Source organism: Thermohalobaculum sp. (assembly GCF_058622915.1).
In genome coordinates this window covers 1-16,190 of sequence record NZ_JBZSYN010000132.1, presented here as the reverse complement: position 1 = coordinate 16,190, position 16,190 = coordinate 1, and the positions used below count along the sequence as shown (strand labels likewise).

Below are 16,190 nucleotides of genomic sequence, written 5' to 3'. Positions count from 1 at the left end.
CCGTGGACTGGACCGCGCTCGCCCTGTCGCTCAGGCTGGCCGTCCTGACGGTCCTAATACTGGTTCCCGTTGGCATCGCCCTGGGGCGCGCGTTCGCCTATCGCAGCTTCGGCGGCAAGGGCATTGCCGAAGCGCTCGTGGCGCTTCCCATCGTGCTGCCGCCGACGGTGCTCGGCTATTACCTGCTGGTCGCCTTCGGCCACGCCTCGCCGATCGGCCGGCTCTGGCAGGCGGTGTTCGGCCAGCCGCTCGTCTTCACCTTCGAGGCGCTCCTGCTGGCCTCGATCATCTTCAACCTTCCCTTCGCCGTACAGCCGATCCAGCGCGCCTTCGAGGCGATCCCGCGCGAGGTGCGCGAGGCCGCCTCCTGCTGCGGTATGTCGCCATGGCGCGCACTCGTCCGGGTCGAGTTGCCGCTGGCCTGGCCCGGCATCCTCACAGCCACGGTGCTCAGCTTCGCCCACACGCTGGGCGAGTTCGGCGTCGTGCTGATGGTCGGCGGCTCGATCCCTGGCCAGACGCGCACCATCGCTATCGCCATCTACGACCGCGTGCAGGCATTCGACGACGCTGCCGCGGCACGCATGTCCGCGCTTCTGATGGCCATTTCGCTCACCACCATCGCGCTGACCTTCGTCTTCGCACGGCGAATCGGGCGGCGACTGGGATGACGCAAATGGCGGGGCTGGAGGTCGCTGTGGCGCAGGACGCCCCGATCCCGCTCGCCGCCGCCTTTGACTGCGGGCCGGGCGAGACCATGGCGCTGGTCGGGCCCTCGGGAAGCGGCAAGACCACGATCCTGCGCTCCATTGCCGGCACCTACCGCCCGGCAACGGGCCGCGTCGCGGTCAACGGCGAGACCTGGCTCGACACCGCCCGCAACCTGAGGCTGGCGCCCCACCGCCGTGCGGCCGGCATGGTGTTTCAAAGCTATGCCCTGTTCCCGCACATGACGGCGCTCGCCAACGTCACCGCCGCGATGGGGCACCTGCCCGCCCGGAAGCGCGCCGCGCGGGCGCGCGAAATCCTCGTCCTCGTCCACCTCGCGGGCCTCGAGGAGCGCTACCCGGCCGAGCTGTCGGGCGGTCAGCAGCAGCGCGTGGCCGTGGCCCGGGCGCTGGCGCGAGAGCCGCGCGTGCTGCTGCTCGACGAGCCCTTCTCGGCCGTGGACCGCGCCACCCGCCAGCGCCTCTACCGCGAGATCGCCGAGTTGCGCCGCGGACTCTCCATGCCCGTCGTGCTGGTGACCCACGACCTGGAAGAGGCGACGATGCTGGCGGACCGGCTCGCGGTCCTGCACCGCGGGCGCATCCTGCAGACGGGCACGCCCGAGGAGGTGACCACCCGTCCCGCCTCGCCAGAGGTGGCCCGACTCATCGATATGCGCAACGTGTTCGAGGCGACCGTCCTGGGCCAGGAACCCGAACGCACATGGCTTGACTGGGCGGGAACGAGGCTCGAGGCCGCGCCCCGGCCGGATCTTGCCCCGGGCGCCCATGTGCCGTGGGCCATCCCCGACGGCTTTGTCATCCTGCACCGCCGTGATCGGCCCTCGCGCGGCGAGCGCGAAAACCCGGTGCGCGGCACGATCGGCTCGATGCTCGTGATCGGCCAGACGGCGCACCTCACACTGCGCCCCGGTGCGGATCCCCGGTTGCCGATCCACTTTTCGGTCCCCCGCCACGTCGCGGCGAGGAACGGCATCGCACCGGGCGTCGCGGCAGCCGTATCGCTTCTGGCCGCAGGCATCCACGTCATGTCCGGTGCTTCGGGACATTCGCGTGACAACGCGGGAAAACTCTGACAAGTCGGGGCCCATGCTTGACCTGATCGTCGGACTGGCCTGGGTGGCCTTGGGCAGCGCGCTGGGCGGCGCGAGCCGCTTCTTCGTGTCCGGCCTTGTCGCCCGCGCCATCGGCGTGACTTTTCCCTGGGGCACGATGACGGTGAACGTCACGGGCTCGCTCGCCCTGGGCGCGCTCGCGGCCTGGGCGGATGCAGGCGCGCTCGGCCCTGCGTTGTGGCATCTGGCCGCAGCGGGATTTCTGGGCAGCTACACCACCGTCTCGTCTTTCAGCCTGCAGACGCTGGCGCTGGCGCGCGATGGCGAGCTGAAACAGGCGATGGGCAACATCGCCCTCTCGCTCGTGCTTTGCCTGACCGCCGCCGCAACCGGCTTTGCCCTCGCGGCGGCGCTCGCCGCGACCGGCGGGTGAGACGGGCATGCAGCAGCGGCCCTCACAGGACACCGAGGCGCGGCGTGCGACAAAGCGTCGCCGCCGCATCCGCCGCCTCAGATGGCGCGCCATGCGCAAAAGCGCTGCCCTCTACGGTTTCGTGGCCCTCGGCACGTCGATCGGCGGCACGTTTCGTGCGCTGGCCTCCTTCCTTCCGTTCGGCGCGTCCTGGTTTCCCTGGACGACGCTGTTCGTCAACGTCGTGGGGTCTTTCATCATCAGCTTCTACGCGACGCTGGCGGGACCCGACGGCCGGCTCTTGTCGTCGACCCGACAGCGCCAGTTCGTGATGACCGGCTTCTGCGGCGGCTTCACGAGCTTTTCCGTCTTCAGCGTCGAGACGGTGCGTTTCCTTCACTCCGGCCAGCCGGCGCGAGCGGCCCTCACTGTGGTCGTCTCGGTCGCCGCCTGGCTCGTTGCCGCCTGGCTGGGGCACCTTCTGGCCTGGCGGCTCAACCGACCCGGGGGGCGATGACCATGCAGATTCCCGAGAACGCCGTGCTGCTCCGCATCTTCCTTGGCGAGGACGACCGCCACGAGGGAACGCCGCTTTACGAGGCCATCGTGCTCAAGGCGCGCGAGCAGCATCTCGCCGGCGCCACGGTCCTGCGCGGACCGTTGGGGTTCGGCCATTCCAGCCACCTGCACACCGCAAAAATCCTGCGCCTATCCGATGACCTGCCCATCGTGATCGAGATCGTCGACAGCGAAAAGAATATCGACGCCTTCCTTCCCGTGCTGAAAAGCATCATGCAAAGCGGCCTTGTAACGCTCGAGAAGGTCCGCGTGCTCAGATACGGGCTTGGCGAGGACTGACAGCGGAACCGGCTCCCCTGCCCGCTCGTTGGTCTGGTGCAGTGACGGATGGAGACGGTCGTACACGAACCGGATCCACTTCTCGGACAATCATCGAGACGACCTCTCCGGAAGCGACTGGGGAGATGACCAATGAAAGACTTCGTGACACCGGGTGAGCAGCAGGAGACAGCGACCAAGCAAGAAAGTTCCGAAGCCTGGCGATTCCGCCTGTTCGGACTTGTGCTCGTCTCGATCCTCTTCGCGCTGATCGCCATCGCAAACACGATCTGACGGCCACCGACTCAGCGCCGGGCGTGCCGAACCGCAATCCAGCCACGAGAGGCTGCACCATGGCCCACAGCGTTGCCCAGAAGCTGATCGCCTCCCATCTCGCCGAGGGTGAGATGCGTGCGGGTCGGCCGATCGCGCTGACGATCGACCAGACGCTGACGCAAGACGCTACCGGCACCCTGGTGATGCTGACCCTGGAGGCGCTCGGCCTCGACAGGGCGCGCACCCAGTTGTCGACTCAGTACATCGATCACAACCTGATCCAGGAGGACTACAGGAACCCGGACGACCACCTGTTCCTGCTCAGCGCGGCGCAGCGCTTTGGGTTGTGGTGCGCGCGCCCCGGAACCGGTGTCAGCCACCCGCTGCACATGCGCTATTTCGGCAAACCGGGGCTGACCCTGCTGGGCTCGGACAGTCACTCCTGCGCCGCCGGCTCGCTGGGGATGCTGGCGATCGGCACCGGCGGGATCGACGTGGCCATGGCCATCGCCGGCGAGCCCTACAAGATCCTGATGCCCGAAATTCACGGCGTCCGGCTGACCGGCGAACTGCCCGACAGGGTGAGCGCCAAGGATGTGATCCTCGAGATGCTGCGCCGCCACGACGTCGACGGCATGAACGGGCGCATCGTCGAATATCACGGGCCGGGGCTCGAGAGCCTCGCGGCGATGGACCGGCACGTGATCGCCAACATGGGCACGGAAATGGGCGCCGTGACCACCGTCTTCCCCTCCGACGACGCGACCCGCCACTTTCTCGAGCGCGAGGGGCGGGCGGACGACTGGCAGGAAATTGTCGCGGACGAGGATGCAGCCTACGACTACGAGGACGAGCTCGACCTGTCCGCCCTCGAGCCCATGATCGCCCGGCCCTCCAGTCCCGGCAACGTGGTCACCGTGCGCGAGGCGGCAGGCGAGGAGATCTATCAGGCCTATATCGGCTCGTCCGCCAATCCCGGCTTCCGCGATTTCGCTGTCGTGGCCGAGATGGTCCACGGGCGCCAGGTTCCCAGACAGGTTTCCCTAGACGTCAATCCGACGACCCGCGATCTGGTCACCGATCTTGCGAAAACCGGTCAGCTCTTCGACCTGCTGGCCGCCGGGGCGCGGTTGCACCAGTCGGGCTGCAACGGGTGCATCGGCATGGGCCAGGCCCCGGCCAGCGGCCGAAACAGCCTGCGCACGGTGCCGCGCAACTTCCCCGGCCGCTCGGGAACACGCGAGGACAGTGTCTTCCTGTGCAGCCCGGAGACAGCGGCGGCCTCAGCGCTTTCGGGCCGTATCACCGATCCGCGCGAAATCGAAGCTGACATCCGCAGCACCGAGCCGCCGGAGACACCGACGCGTTCGCGCGACTCCTTCGAGGAGCCTCTGCCGCCCGAGAAGGCCCGGAAGGTCGAGCTGGTCAAGGGACCGAATATCGCCACCCTGCCCGAGCTGGACGCCTTACCCGACGAGCTCGAGGTTCCGGTCATCCTCGTTGCCGACGACGACATTTCCACCGACGAAATCCTGCCTGCAGGCGCCGAGGTGCTGCCGTTCCGCTCCAACATCCCGCGCATTGCCGAGTTCGCCTTCCGCGATGTCGACCCCGACTATGTGGGGCACGCCAAGGAAACGAAGGACGAGGGAGGCCACGCGATCATAGGGGGCGAAAACTATGGCCAGGGCTCGAGCCGCGAGCACGCTGCTCTTGCGCCGCGCTATCTGGGGCTGCGTGTCGTCATCGCAAAAAGCTTCGCCCGGATTCACCGGCGCAACCTGATCAGCTATGGCGTGCTGCCGGCGACCTTCGCCGACCCTGACGACCGCGACCGGCTGTCACAAGAGACGCGGCTGCAGTTCACCGGTCTTGACGACGCCATCGCCGGGTCCGATCGCATCACGGTCACGCTCAAGCCCGATGACGAGGAGCTCGAACTCGTCCTGGACCTCAGCGACGAGGAGCGTGCCCTCCTCGCCGCCGGCGGCGTGATCAACCGGTTCCGCGCCAAAGAGGACGGGAAGGCCGGCAAGGCGTAGTGCGGGGGCGCACCGGCCGCGCAGCGAATAACCGTGGCAACGAACCGCCCCGGCCGGGCTCGTCGGCAGGAGACCCAGCGGAAGAGGACGCCACCATGCCGGCATTTAGCATATGGGATCAGGTCTGGGCCCTGGACCTGAGCTTTTCGGACGCGCTGCTGCGCCTGATGGCGGCGCTCGCCTGCGGGGCCATCATCGGTGTCGAGCGCGAGAGCCGTCACCGGCCGGCCGGGCTCAGGACGCATATGATCGTCGCGCTTGCCTCGGCGCTGTTCACCATCATCGCCTTCCAGATCTACGGGGAAGTCGAAAGGAACGCCCCCCGGGTCAGCTCGGACCCCCTGCGCCTGCTCGAGGCGATTACCTCCGGCGTCGCCTTCCTCGCCGCAGGCGCCATTATCCGACGCGGGGAAGGCGTGCGAGGCATCACGACAGGCGCCGGCCTGTGGCTGGCCGGCGCGCTCGGCATGGCTTGTGGCAGGGGCTATTTCGGGCTCGGCTTCCTGGGCGCGTTCCTCGCCTTGGGCGTGCTGTCGCTGGTGCGCCTGGTCGAAGAGCGCACACTGAGATGATCAGCGCGCCATGCCGGGCAGATCCGACGGCGCGATGATGCCTTCGACGTGCCCATGGCCCTCGACGACGACGATGGCGCCCGCACCGGATCGCTCGAACACGTCCCGGATCGTGCTCGTGGTGTCGTCCGGACGGCAGGTGCGGAAAGTCAGGCTCACCAGGTTGCCGACCATCTCCTGACTGAGTTGCGGCGACCTCATATCGACTTGAGACAGGATCGCAGGGTCGAGCACCCCGGCCACTTCGTCACCGTCGACGGCCACGACATGACCGCCTCCTTTGCCCAGAACCGTCGCCACGGCGTCGCCAATAGCCTGATCAACCGAAACGATGGCGGCGGCCGGGTGCATGATATCCTTCGCCTGCGTCATTTTCGGCCTCGCATGCAGCTCTTGTTAGGCAGAAACGTTGCCCCGTCAGGCCGGTTCCGGATTGCCATCCCTGCCCGCATACACATTATGAGTAACTTTACAATCTGCGTCATTATATACAATAGATGCGTTTTTCGACATTGGGACATTGTATACATTTGTTGTATTGCAAACAGTGATTGTTACTTGCCGATGAAATTTTCGTTATGAAACCCTGCACATACGTTGACTTTACCTCTGGTCGATTATCTGACTCCCACAGGCGTGCAGCCGTGCATCTAGAAACAACGAGCGGAGGCGAAAGAAGAAGCATGCAGAGCGACCTCTCGCTACAGATCCAGGAAGAAATTCCCCATCTTCGGCGCTATGCCGGCGCGTTGACCCGAAACCGCGCCGACATGGAAGACTTGGTGCAGGATTGCCTCGAGCGTGCCCTGGCGCGCCAGCAACAGTTCCGCCCGGGCACCGACCTGCGGCGCTGGTTGTTCACGATCCTGCGTAACCTTCACATCGATGGCCGGCGCAAGGCGGCCCGCCGCGGCCATCACCTGCCCATCGAAGACTGGAACGGAGAAACCGCGACGCCGGAGTCCCAGTACTTCCACTACCGGCTGGGCGAGGTCGAGGCGCGCATGCGCCAGCTTCGCCCCTGCGATCGCCGCGTGGTGCTGCTCAGCGTGCTTTCCGGCCTCAGCCATGATGGCATCGCGCAGCGCATGAATGTCGCGACCGGGACCGTGAAGAGTCGTCTCTCACGCGCGCGGCGGGCACTGGCGGCTTGATTCCATAGTCTTGGGCGCAGGGTCTCCGTGCCTGCAACCGCAGGAGTTCGAGTGCCCGGATTCCGACCTCTGCGGCGAGGGCGCGGCGACCCGCCCGCCAGGGGCTGCAGCACTCACGCGGTCGCCGCCGAGCGGCCCAGTCGCAGCGCCTTTGCGAACAGGGTCGGCATGGCCTGGTCCGCCTGTTCCAGCGGGACGGCGTTTGCGTCAAGCCGGCCGACCCGGCCCCATAATACCGTCAGGCGCAGGTGGAAATGAGTGAAGGTGTGGCGCACCTCGCCCGCGTCGTGCCAAGTCGCGGCGAGGGGTGGCGCCTGCTCCGGCAATTCGGCCCCCCAGTCGCTCGAAGGCAGCGACAGCATGCCACCCAGCAGGCCGCTGTCGGGCCGCCGCACGGTCAGCACCCGGTCATTCGCGTCCAACGCCACATAGGCCCAGCCTCGTCGCACCGGCTTGGCCCGTCGGACCTCACGTACCGGCAAGGTTTCCGCAATTCCCAGCGCCCTGCCCCGGCAGCTCTCCCGCCATGGGCAGATACCGCAGGCCGGCCGGCGTGGCGTGCAAACGGTGGCCCCGAGGTCCATCACGGCCTGTGCGTAGTCGCCCGGGCGTCGCTCCGGGTTCAATGCCTGAGCCCGGGCCCGCAGCCCCTCCTTCACGCCCGGCAGCGGATCGGTTTGCGCGAAGAGACGCGCCATCACCCGCTCGACATTGCCGTCGACCGGGGTCGCGGGCAGATCGAAGGCAATCGCCGCCACGGCCGCCGCCGTGTAGGGCCCGATCCCCGGCAACGCACGAAGTTCCGCCTCGTCACTTGGGAATCTCCCGCCCCGGCGCGCCACCTCGACAGCACAGCGGTGCAGGTTGCGCGCCCGGGCGTAGTAGCCGAGCCCCGCCCAGGCGCCGAGCACGTCCTCGACGGGCGCCGCCGCCAGCGCCTCGACGGTGGGCCAGCGCTGCGTGAAGGCCAGGAAATAGTCGCGCACCGCCGCGACGGTCGTCTGCTGCAGCATCACCTCCGACAGCCAGACATGATACGGATCGGGCCGCACGCCCGCGCCCGGCGGAACGCGCCAGGGCAGCACGCGGTGTTGCCGGTCGTACCAGGCGAGCAGCCGCCGGGCCATGTTTCGCGCCTGCGCCTTCGTCATCGGCTCTTCGTTCACGCCGTCTTTCCTTCGCGCGCGATCTGTCGTAACCGGAGACGGAACCCTCCGGATCGCCCGTGCAAAAGGCGACCGAGTCCGGGATCGGGAGCATGACCTTGGCGAAGGCCCGCGGCAAGTCCGGAACCCACAAACGCTGCACCGGCGGCTTCCTCGCCGCTGCCACATGCGCCCAGCGAACGGTCGGCGAGGCGGCGGCGGGCCGCGGCTTCGCCGAGCCGCAGGTGCTGACCCGCTGGGACGAGATCGTCGGCGATCATCTGGCCGGCCTCTGCCGACCGGTGAAGGTTTCCTACGCCCGGGACCGCAGCGTCGGGGCGACGCTTGTGATCCATGCCGAGGGGGCCCGGGCGACCGAAGCCGAGCATCTGGCGCCGCGCGTGCGCGAACGCGTGAACCAGTTCTGCGGCTACCGCGCCGTCGCTCGCGTCAAGTTGACCCAAACGGCTCCCGCTCCGGGATTTGCGGAGCCGGCACCCGTTTTTGCCGTGCCCGCCGTCGTGCCGGGCAAGGCCGAGGAGCGCCGCGCCGCGCAACTCGCCAGCGGCATCGAGAACGAAGACCTGCGCGCGGCGCTGACCCGCTTGGGCGCCCATGTGCTCGCGCGCCGGCGCGGGCCCGCCTCCGCCTGACCTGTTCGATTCGAGGAGACTCCGATGCCGCTGATGCTCGACCGCCGCCGCCTTCTCGCCGCCGCCGCCGTTGCCGGCGCTTTGGCCGCGCTGCCCGTCGCGGCGCTCGCCGACCCGGTGATGGGCGACATTCCGCTGGGGAACAAGAACGCTCCGGTCACCGTGATCGAGTACGCCTCGTTCACCTGTCCGCACTGCGGCAACTTTGCGCGCCAAGACTTTCCGCAGTTCAAGCAGCACTACATCGACACCGGCAAGGTGAAGTTCATCCTGCGCGAGGTCTATTTCGACAAGTACGGCCTGTGGGCGTCGATGGTGGCGCGCTGCGGCGGCCCCAAGGCGTTCTACCCGCTGGCCGAGACCTTCCTGACAAAGCAGAAGGTCTGGCTTGGGGTGCCACAGGATCAGATTGGCGACGAAATCGCCAAGATCGGCCGCCTGAACGGGCTCTCGAGCACGCAAATCAAGAAGTGCCTCTCGGACCAGGACTACGCCCACGCCCTGATCCAGCAGTACCAGACGAACGCCGCCAAGGATAACGTGACGGCGACGCCCACCTTCTTCATCAACGGCAAGAAGCATACCGGCGAAATGCCTTACGACCAGTTCGCCAAGCTGATCGATGCCGCGCTTTGAAGCAGGCCGGGGCAGCGCCGGACGGCTGTCCGCGGTTCCGACGCCGATTCCCCTAGGTCTTGTGTCTCATCTGTGGATAACCCCCAGATAGACGTCCAACGTCGTTGACATGGGCGCCCGCCTTCCCGCACACTCTGCGCAAAAGAACAGAGGCAGGCAGGCCGCGTGCAGTTCGCTAAACTCAGACTCGACGGCTTCAAGTCGTTTGCCGATCCCGCCGAGCTCGTCATTACGCCGGGGTTGACGGGCGTTGTTGGGCCGAACGGCTGCGGCAAGTCGAACCTGCTGGAAGCCCTGCGCTGGGTGATGGGCGAGAACCGGCCCACCGCCATGCGCGGCGAGGGCATGGAAGATGTGATCTTCAACGGCTCCGAGACGCGACCCGCGCGCAATACCGCCTCCGTCGAGATCCTGATCGACAACCGCGAGCGCCTGGCGCCGGCTGCATTCAATGCCGAGGATACGCTGGAAATCAGCCGCCGCATCACCCGTGAGATCGGCTCGGCCTTCACGGTGAATGGCAAGACGGTGCGCGCCCGCGATGTGCATATGCTGTTCGCAGATGCCTCGACCGGCGCGCACTCGCCCGCTCTCGTGCGTCAGGGCCAGATCGCCGAGCTGATCAACGCCAAGCCCAAGGCCCGCCGGCGGATCCTCGAGGAGGCCGCAGGAATCTCCGGACTCTACCAGCGCCGCCACGAAGCCGAGCTCAAGCTCGGCGCCGCCGAGAGCAACCTCGCCCGCGTCGCCGACCTGATCGAGCAGCTCGATACCCAGCTGCGCAGCCTCGACCGGCAGGCTGGCCAGGCGCGCCGGTACCGCGAAATCGCCAGTCAGCTTCGGCGCGCCGAAGCGGTGCTCCTGCTCCTGCGCTGGCAAGCTGCTGAGGCCGAGCACGCGGAGGCCGAGCGCGCGCTCGCCGAGGGCACCCGGTCCGCTGCCACGGCCGAGGCGACGGCCCGCGCCGCCCAGCGCGCCCGCGAGCAGGCCGAGGCGGCGATGCCCCCGTTGCGCGACGAGGCCAATGTCGCGGGGGCCGTGCACCAGCGCCTTGTGATCGAGCACGACCAGCTTGCCGAGCGCGCGGCCCAGGCTCAAGCCGAGATCGACGCGCTCGCCGCCCGCGGCCGCCAGCTCGCGCTCGATCTCGAGCGCGAGGAGGCCCTCGAGCATGATGCCAAGGGTTCAGTCGAGCGGCTCGATGCCGAGGAAGCCCGACTCCGAACCACCGGCGAGGGCCACGCCGCTGCCCTGGCCGAGGCCCAGGACGCCGCGCGTGCTGCCGCCGAAGCGCTGAATTCCGACGAGTCGGACCTCGACCGCCTGACCGAGGAGGCGCATCGACTCGCTGCCCGCGCCGCTGCCGCCGAGCGCCGGCGCGACGAGGCCAGGGCGACGCTCGCCCACATCGACGCCGACATCGCCAAGGCCAGCGAAGCCGAACAGGCGCTGGCGGCCGAAATCGCCAATCTCGAATTGACGTTGGGTAAGGCCCGCGCCACCGAGGAAAATGCCCGCGCCGAGGCAAGCCTGGCGGAACAGGCGCTCGAGGCCGCCGAAACCGCCCGCGCCGCCGCCCAGAGCTCGGAGGCCGAGGCCCGCGCGGCCGTGTCCGCTGCCGAGGGAGAGGTCGCCGCACTCAGCTCCGAGGTCACCGCGCTCGAGCGCCTGATCGCCCACGACTCGGGCGAGACCGAACAGCTCATCGACCGTGTCACCGTCTCCCCGGGCCACGAGGCCGCGCTGGGCGCGGCGCTCGGCGACGACCTGCGGGCCCCCGAGCTCGAGCCCGGTGCAGCGGCAAGCGGCTGGGCGACGCTTTCCGCCTATGCCGATGCTGCCGGCCTGCCCGAGGGGAGCGAGCCGCTGGCAGGCCATGTGAAGGCGCCGCCGGCGCTGGCTCGGCGTCTCGCGCATGTCGGCGTGGTCGCGCCGGAGGCGGGCGATGCCCTCCAGGCCGCGCTCGCGCCGGGTCAGCGTCTCGTCAGCCGCGCAGGCGATCTGTGGCGCTGGGACGGCTACCGGATGCGCGCGGCGGATGCCTCCTCTTCCGCTGCGCTGCGCCTCGAGCAGCGCAACCGGTTGAAGGCCTTGACCAAGACGCTCAGCGAGCACCAGGCGCGACGCTCGGCCGCGGCCGAGAAACATGGCGCGGCTCGCCGCGCCCTCGAGTCGGCGGCAACCGGTGAGAGCGCCGCGCGGGCGCGCCGGCGCACTGCCGACCAGACGCTGGCCGATGCCGCCCGCGCGCTTTCGAAGGCCGAGTCGGCGTTGGAGATGCGGCGCGGCCAGCGCGAGTCACAGCGCCACGCTTTGGCGCTCAGGCAGGCCGAGCGCAGCGATGCAGAAGATGCCCTGGCCGAGGCGGAGGCGACCCTTGCCCAGCTCGACGACGTCGGCGAGGCCCGCGCCGCCGTCGAGGCAAAGCGCGGCGCCGTGGACGAAGCCCGCACCGCCATGCTGGCCGCCCGCACCCGCGCCGACGAGCTGCGCCGCGAGGGCCTCTCGCGGGACAAGCGGATCGCCGAGATCGATCGCGAGCGCTGTTCCTGGGCCGAGCGTCTGAACAACGCCGGAAGCCGCATGCGCGAGCTGGAAAAGCGCGTCGGCGAGACCGCCGAGGCACGCGCGGCTGCCGGGGTCGTGCCGGGCGAACTTGCCGAAAAGCGCAAACGGCTGGCCACCGAGATCGACAAGGCCGAGGGCCGCCGCCGAACCGCCGCCGATGCCCTGGCGGAAGGCGAGACACGGCTGCGCGAGACCGAGGCCGCCGAGCGGGAGGCCGAGCGCACGGCATCGGAGCGTCGAGAGGCACGGGCCCGCCTCGACGCGCGGCTGGAGAACGCCGCTGGGCGGCGCGAGGAAGCGGAGCATCGGATCCGTGAGGACGCCGACGCCACCCCGAGCGAACTCCGCGACTCGATCGACGGCGCCGACCACCTGCCCTCGCCCGATCAGGCAGAGATCGAGGTCGCCCGCCTGCGCCGGCAACGCGACGCGCTGGGGGCCGTCAACCTGCGGGCAGAGGAGGACGCGGCCGAGGTGCGGGCCGAGCGCGAGCGCATCGGCGCCGAGCGCGACGACCTCGAGGCCGCCATCCAGCGGCTGCGCACCGCCATCGGCGAGCTCAACCGCGAGGGCCGGGAGCGCATCCTGACCGCCTTCGAGCAGGTCAACGAGAAGTTCGCCCGCCTGTTCCGCCACCTGTTCGGCGGGGGCGAGGCGCGGCTGGTCATGGTCGAATCCGAGGACCCGCTCGATGCCGGGCTCGAAATCCTGTGCCAGCCCCCGGGGAAGAAGCTGTCGACCCTGTCGTTGCTCTCGGGCGGCGAGCAGACCCTGACCGCGCTTAGCCTGATCTTCGCGGTCTTCCTGTCGAATCCCGCACCGATCTGCGTGCTCGACGAGGTCGACGCGCCGCTCGACGATTCCAACGTGACCCGCTTTTGCGAACTGCTCGACGAGATGGTCCGGCTCACCGAGACGCGTTTCCTGATCATCACCCACCACGCCATCACCATGAGCCGGATGGACCGGCTTTTCGGTGTGACAATGGTCGAGCGCGGCGTTAGCCGGCTGGTTTCCGTGGACCTGAAGAAGGCCGAAGAACTGGCCGACGCGTGAGGCTACGGGCTGCTGTCGGACCGCACCGACGGTTTTGCCGAGCCGTCCCCTTCGTGCCGCCGCTTTCGCGGCCTCCTCGGCTTAGTCGATCCAGCCGCCGTCGGCGTCCTCCCCGGCGGCCTCGAGCAGGGCCGCGTAATCAGGCACACGGATGCTGCGGGCGTCGATCAGGTCGATCACCCCGGCCTTCCTGAGGGCTGTGATCTGGCGACTGACCGTCTCGATGGTCAGGCCCAGATAGTCGGCGATCGCCTCGCGGCTCAAGGGCAGCTGAAAGTTCAGCCCGTCCTCCGCCGGCTTGTTCTCCAACGCCGCGGCGCGGCGCGCCAAAATGGTCAGGAAGGTCGCGATCTTCTCCTGCGCCGTCTTGCGGCCCAGCAGCAGCATCCAGTCGCGCGCCGCGTCGAGCTCGTCCAGCGTCATCTCCAAAAGCCGCTTCTCGAGCGATGGCATCTGGCGCACCAGCTGCTCGAACCGGCTGCGTACGAAGAGGCAAAGCCTCACCGGGGTCACGGCGGTCGCATCGTAAAGCGCAATGGGCCGCATCGGCCGGCCAACGAAGTCCGATGGAAACATCAGGCCCACCGTCTGGCGCCGTCCGTCTATCATGGTCTTCGAAAGGGCAACCACCCCATCGACCACCGAGCCGAGAAAATCGGTGTGCTCGCCGGCGGCAACGATTTCCTGCCCCGGCTCGAAGCTCTTGTAGAACTTGATGGAATCCAGCAAATCCAGCTCGTTCGGCGCCGCGTAGGAGCAGACTGCCCGGTGACGAATCGTGCAGTCGACGCAGCGTTCGCGCAACTCTTGGGAGTCGCGCAGCTTCAGCTTCGCGATTGCCGGCATAGGTTTCTCCGTGTCAGCGCTCAATTTCATGTCCATTGACATGCATCAATGACCTAGTGGACGATCCAGAACAATATCACACGATGACAGTTCGTTCCGCCCCTTTCGACAGCAATGCACTCGCCCGCGGTGTCCCGCGGTATACCAGCTACCCGACGGCACCGCACTTCTCGCCGGAAGTCGATGTCGAGACATATGGGCGTTGGCTCAGTGAGCTTCCAGCCAACGCGGCGATATCGTTTTATCTCCATATCCCGTTCTGCGACCAGCTCTGCTGGTTCTGCGCCTGCCGCACGCAAGGCACGACGGCCTATTACCCCGTCAGCCGCTACCTTCAGGCCATCGAGCGCGAGATCGATACGGTAGCGGCACTTGTCGGCGGCAGCCAGCGGGTGGCGGGGGTGCATTGGGGGGGGGGGTCGCCGACTGTGCTTGCGCCGGGCGACATTCGTCGGCTCGTGCGCCATGTGCACAGCCGATTTCCGGGCGCAGAAAATTCCGAGTTCGCTGTCGAGATCGACCCGCGCGACATGACCCCCGAGCGGCTCGCCGCGTTCCGCGACACCGGCATCACCCGTGCCTCGATCGGGGTCCAGGACTTCGACGAGGCGGTGCAGCACGCCATCGGCCGGGTGCAGGGCCGGGCCCTGACCTGCGAGGTGATCGAGGGGCTGCGCGACATCGGCGTTCGAGGCATCAATGTCGACCTGGTCTACGGCCTGCCCAGGCAGACCGAAGCGAGCCTCGCTCATACGCTCGAGCAGGTGATCGCGCTGGCGCCCGACCGCATCGCGCTGTTCGGCTACGCCCATGTGCCCTGGATGGCCAAGCGGCAGAAGATGATCGACGAGGCAGACCTGCCCGGCCCCGCCGAGCGGCAGGTGCAGGCCGCGCGGGCGGCGCGGATGCTGGTCGAGGCCGGATACACGCCGGTCGGCATCGACCATTTCGCCCTGCCCGGCGACGCCCTGGCGACGGCGCGCGACGAAGGCCGGCTGCGGCGCAATTTCCAGGGATACACGGTCGACGAGGGCGATGCGCTGATCGGCTTCGGCGCCTCGGCGATCGGGCTGCTGCCGCAGGGCTACGTGCAGAACGATCCGATCACGGCGGCCTACCAGCTACGCGCGCTCGACCGGGGACTGGCGACCAGGCGCGGCATCGCGTTGACGCTCGACGACCAGGTGCGCGGCGACGCCATCGAGGAGCTTCTGTGCCACTTCCGGCTGGACATCGAGGAGCTCGAGCGCCGCTACGGCGATTTCGCGCATCCGCTGGCAGAGACGGCGGCCGCGCTAGTGGCCAGCGCGCCTGCCGGGGCGCTCGAACCCTGGCGCGGCGGCTTCACCATCGCCGAGGCCTGGCGCAGCCATACCCGGCTGATCGCCGCCGAGTTCGACGCCTATTTCGGCCGGACGCCGGCCCGCCACAGCCTCGCCGTGTGAGGGACTTGCAGCAGTAACCGGCCGCCGAGGCGTCGTGCGCTTCGGGCAGGACCGGCAGGACCGCCCGGCAGGACCACAGGGCAGGACCACCCGGCAGGACCGCCGGCGAATTCCGCCCGGCCGCGCCTGTCCGCTCAGCGTTCGGTGAACTTGAACTCGATGCGCCGGTTCTTCGCCAGCGCCTCGGGCGAATCGCCCAATGCGACCGGCTGGTACTGGCCGAATCCGGCCGCGGCGAGGCGCTTGGGCGGCACGTTCTCGTGGTCGATCAGGTACTCCACCACCGAGACGGCGCGCGCGGTGCTCAGCTCCCAGTTGTTGTGATAGCGACTGCCGCTGGCGATCGGTCGCTTGTCGGTGTGTCCGTCCACGCGCAGGATCCAGGGCAGATCCTTGGGCACCTCCTTCACGATCGAGCGCAGCACCTCGCCGAGCTTGTCGAGCTCGGCCGTCGCCTGCGGCCGCAACTGTGCCGAGCCGGGCGCGAACAGCACCTCGGACTGGAACACGAAGCGATCGCCGACGCGCTTGATGTCCTTCCGTCCGCCCAGCACCTTGTCCATCTTCTCGAAGAACACCGACTGGTAGCGGCTCAGCTCGCTGACCTTTCGCGCCAGGGCCTGGTTGAGCCGGGCGCCGAGGTCGGCGATCTTGATCTTCTGGCTCGAGTCGCGGGTCTTGTAGTCGTCGAGCAGCGACTGCAGCGAGCCGAGCTGGTTGCGAAGCTCGAGCAGCTGGGCGTTCAGCGCCGCCACGCGCCGCTGT

17 protein-coding genes are annotated in these 16,190 nt (G+C 68.3%); 13 read left to right on the top strand and 4 right to left on the bottom strand.

All coding sequences use genetic code 11. The annotated features are described in order from the left end of the window. Positions 1 to 2 precede the first annotated feature (2 nt). From modB to AC32QD_RS10165, 8 genes are all read left to right on the top strand, one after another. Entirely contained in the window at positions 3 to 671 is a 669-nt protein-coding gene (gene modB, locus AC32QD_RS10200) for a molybdate ABC transporter permease subunit (RefSeq protein WP_492010388.1), read from the top strand. A 5-nt stretch (positions 672 to 676) separates the two neighbouring features. Further along, positions 677 to 1,804, top strand: coding sequence for an ABC transporter ATP-binding protein (locus AC32QD_RS10195; RefSeq protein ID WP_492010387.1), 1,128 nt, complete (start codon positions 677 to 679; stop codon positions 1,802 to 1,804). Between the two features lie 13 nt (positions 1,805 to 1,817). Then, positions 1,818 to 2,216 (top strand): fluoride efflux transporter CrcB, encoded by a 399-nt coding sequence (gene crcB, locus AC32QD_RS10190; protein ID WP_492010386.1) that lies wholly within the window; start codon positions 1,818 to 1,820, stop codon positions 2,214 to 2,216. 7 nt (positions 2,217 to 2,223) lie between these two features. Continuing rightward, positions 2,224 to 2,712, top strand: coding sequence for a CrcB family protein (locus AC32QD_RS10185; protein ID WP_492010385.1), 489 nt, complete (start codon positions 2,224 to 2,226; stop codon positions 2,710 to 2,712). Between the two features lie 2 nt (positions 2,713 to 2,714). After that, a complete protein-coding gene (locus AC32QD_RS10180) occupies positions 2,715 to 3,053 on the top strand; it encodes a DUF190 domain-containing protein (RefSeq protein WP_492010384.1) in 339 nt (112 codons plus the stop codon). A gap of 132 nt (positions 3,054 to 3,185) precedes the next feature. After that, the gene (locus AC32QD_RS10175; RefSeq protein ID WP_492010383.1) at positions 3,186 to 3,326 is read left to right on the top strand and encodes a hypothetical protein; all 141 of its coding nucleotides are present in this window, start codon (positions 3,186 to 3,188) and stop codon (positions 3,324 to 3,326) included. A gap of 59 nt (positions 3,327 to 3,385) precedes the next feature. Next, positions 3,386 to 5,350: an aconitate hydratase gene (locus tag AC32QD_RS10170; RefSeq protein ID WP_492010382.1), complete on the top strand. Its 1,965-nt coding sequence runs from the start codon at positions 3,386 to 3,388 to the stop codon at positions 5,348 to 5,350. A 95-nt stretch (positions 5,351 to 5,445) separates the two neighbouring features. Further along, complete coding sequence (locus tag AC32QD_RS10165; protein ID WP_492010381.1) at positions 5,446 to 5,922, top strand: MgtC/SapB family protein; 477 nt, start codon at positions 5,446 to 5,448, stop codon at positions 5,920 to 5,922. Here the strand turns inward: AC32QD_RS10165 and AC32QD_RS10160 are convergent, their stop codons facing one another. Further along, on the bottom strand, positions 5,923 to 6,294 hold the full coding sequence (locus AC32QD_RS10160) for a CBS domain-containing protein (RefSeq protein WP_492010380.1): 372 nt from the start codon (positions 6,292 to 6,294) through the stop codon (positions 5,923 to 5,925). Between the two features lie 311 nt (positions 6,295 to 6,605). Here AC32QD_RS10160 and AC32QD_RS10155 point away from each other — a divergent pair, with 311 nt between their 5' ends. Then, positions 6,606 to 7,076, top strand: coding sequence for an RNA polymerase sigma factor (locus tag AC32QD_RS10155; protein ID WP_492010379.1), 471 nt, complete (start codon positions 6,606 to 6,608; stop codon positions 7,074 to 7,076). Positions 7,077 to 7,189: 113 nt separating this feature from the next. Here the strand turns inward: AC32QD_RS10155 and mutY are convergent, their stop codons facing one another. Further along, entirely contained in the window at positions 7,190 to 8,203 is a 1,014-nt protein-coding gene (gene mutY, locus AC32QD_RS10150) for an A/G-specific adenine glycosylase (RefSeq protein ID WP_492010424.1), read from the bottom strand. Between the two features lie 131 nt (positions 8,204 to 8,334). Here mutY and AC32QD_RS10145 point away from each other — a divergent pair, with 131 nt between their 5' ends. From AC32QD_RS10145 to smc, 3 genes are all read left to right on the top strand, one after another. Further along, a complete protein-coding gene (locus AC32QD_RS10145; RefSeq protein WP_492010378.1) occupies positions 8,335 to 8,874 on the top strand; it encodes a DUF721 domain-containing protein in 540 nt (179 codons plus the stop codon). Between the two features lie 24 nt (positions 8,875 to 8,898). Beyond that, complete coding sequence (locus AC32QD_RS10140) at positions 8,899 to 9,510, top strand: DsbA family protein (protein WP_492010377.1); 612 nt, start codon at positions 8,899 to 8,901, stop codon at positions 9,508 to 9,510. A 165-nt stretch (positions 9,511 to 9,675) separates the two neighbouring features. Beyond that, entirely contained in the window at positions 9,676 to 13,134 is a 3,459-nt protein-coding gene (gene smc, locus AC32QD_RS10135) for a chromosome segregation protein SMC (RefSeq protein ID WP_492010376.1), read from the top strand. Between the two features lie 81 nt (positions 13,135 to 13,215). On the opposite strand, the gene fnrL is transcribed toward smc, so the two are convergent. Further along, the gene (fnrL, locus tag AC32QD_RS10130) at positions 13,216 to 13,962 is read right to left on the bottom strand and encodes a transcriptional regulator FnrL (RefSeq protein WP_492010423.1); all 747 of its coding nucleotides are present in this window, start codon (positions 13,960 to 13,962) and stop codon (positions 13,216 to 13,218) included. Positions 13,963 to 14,063: 101 nt separating this feature from the next. Here fnrL and hemN point away from each other — a divergent pair, with 101 nt between their 5' ends. Next, the gene (gene hemN / locus AC32QD_RS10125) at positions 14,064 to 15,425 is read left to right on the top strand and encodes an oxygen-independent coproporphyrinogen III oxidase (protein WP_492010375.1); all 1,362 of its coding nucleotides are present in this window, start codon (positions 14,064 to 14,066) and stop codon (positions 15,423 to 15,425) included. A 134-nt stretch (positions 15,426 to 15,559) separates the two neighbouring features. On the opposite strand, the gene AC32QD_RS10120 is transcribed toward hemN, so the two are convergent. Further along, on the bottom strand, positions 15,560 to 16,190 hold a 631-nt coding region (locus AC32QD_RS10120), incomplete at its 5' end, for a peptidoglycan-binding protein (RefSeq protein WP_492010374.1).

What these genes read in the sequence shown, in the direction of transcription:
- AC32QD_RS10180 (WP_492010384.1), top strand. Translation starts at nt 2,715, where the DNA reads ATGCAGATTCCCGAGAACGCCGTGCTGCTCCGCATCTTCCTTGGCGAG.
- AC32QD_RS10170 (WP_492010382.1), top strand. Translation starts at nt 3,386, where the DNA reads ATGGCCCACAGCGTTGCCCAGAAGCTGATCGCCTCCCATCTCGCCGAG.
- AC32QD_RS10175 (WP_492010383.1), top strand. Translation starts at nt 3,186, where the DNA reads ATGAAAGACTTCGTGACACCGGGTGAGCAGCAGGAGACAGCGACCAAG.
- hemN (WP_492010375.1), top strand. Translation starts at nt 14,064, where the DNA reads ATGACAGTTCGTTCCGCCCCTTTCGACAGCAATGCACTCGCCCGCGGT.
- AC32QD_RS10140 (WP_492010377.1), top strand. Translation starts at nt 8,899, where the DNA reads ATGCCGCTGATGCTCGACCGCCGCCGCCTTCTCGCCGCCGCCGCCGTT.
- crcB (WP_492010386.1), top strand. Translation starts at nt 1,818, where the DNA reads ATGCTTGACCTGATCGTCGGACTGGCCTGGGTGGCCTTGGGCAGCGCG.
- AC32QD_RS10165 (WP_492010381.1), top strand. Translation starts at nt 5,446, where the DNA reads ATGCCGGCATTTAGCATATGGGATCAGGTCTGGGCCCTGGACCTGAGC.
- AC32QD_RS10155 (WP_492010379.1), top strand. Translation starts at nt 6,606, where the DNA reads ATGCAGAGCGACCTCTCGCTACAGATCCAGGAAGAAATTCCCCATCTT.
- AC32QD_RS10185 (WP_492010385.1), top strand. Translation starts at nt 2,224, where the DNA reads ATGCAGCAGCGGCCCTCACAGGACACCGAGGCGCGGCGTGCGACAAAG.
- mutY (WP_492010424.1), bottom strand. Translation starts at nt 8,203, where the DNA reads ATGGCCCGGCGGCTGCTCGCCTGGTACGACCGGCAACACCGCGTGCTG.
- AC32QD_RS10195 (WP_492010387.1), top strand. Translation starts at nt 677, where the DNA reads ATGGCGGGGCTGGAGGTCGCTGTGGCGCAGGACGCCCCGATCCCGCTC.
- AC32QD_RS10160 (WP_492010380.1), bottom strand. Translation starts at nt 6,294, where the DNA reads ATGACGCAGGCGAAGGATATCATGCACCCGGCCGCCGCCATCGTTTCG.
- AC32QD_RS10145 (WP_492010378.1), top strand. Translation starts at nt 8,335, where the DNA reads ATGACCTTGGCGAAGGCCCGCGGCAAGTCCGGAACCCACAAACGCTGC.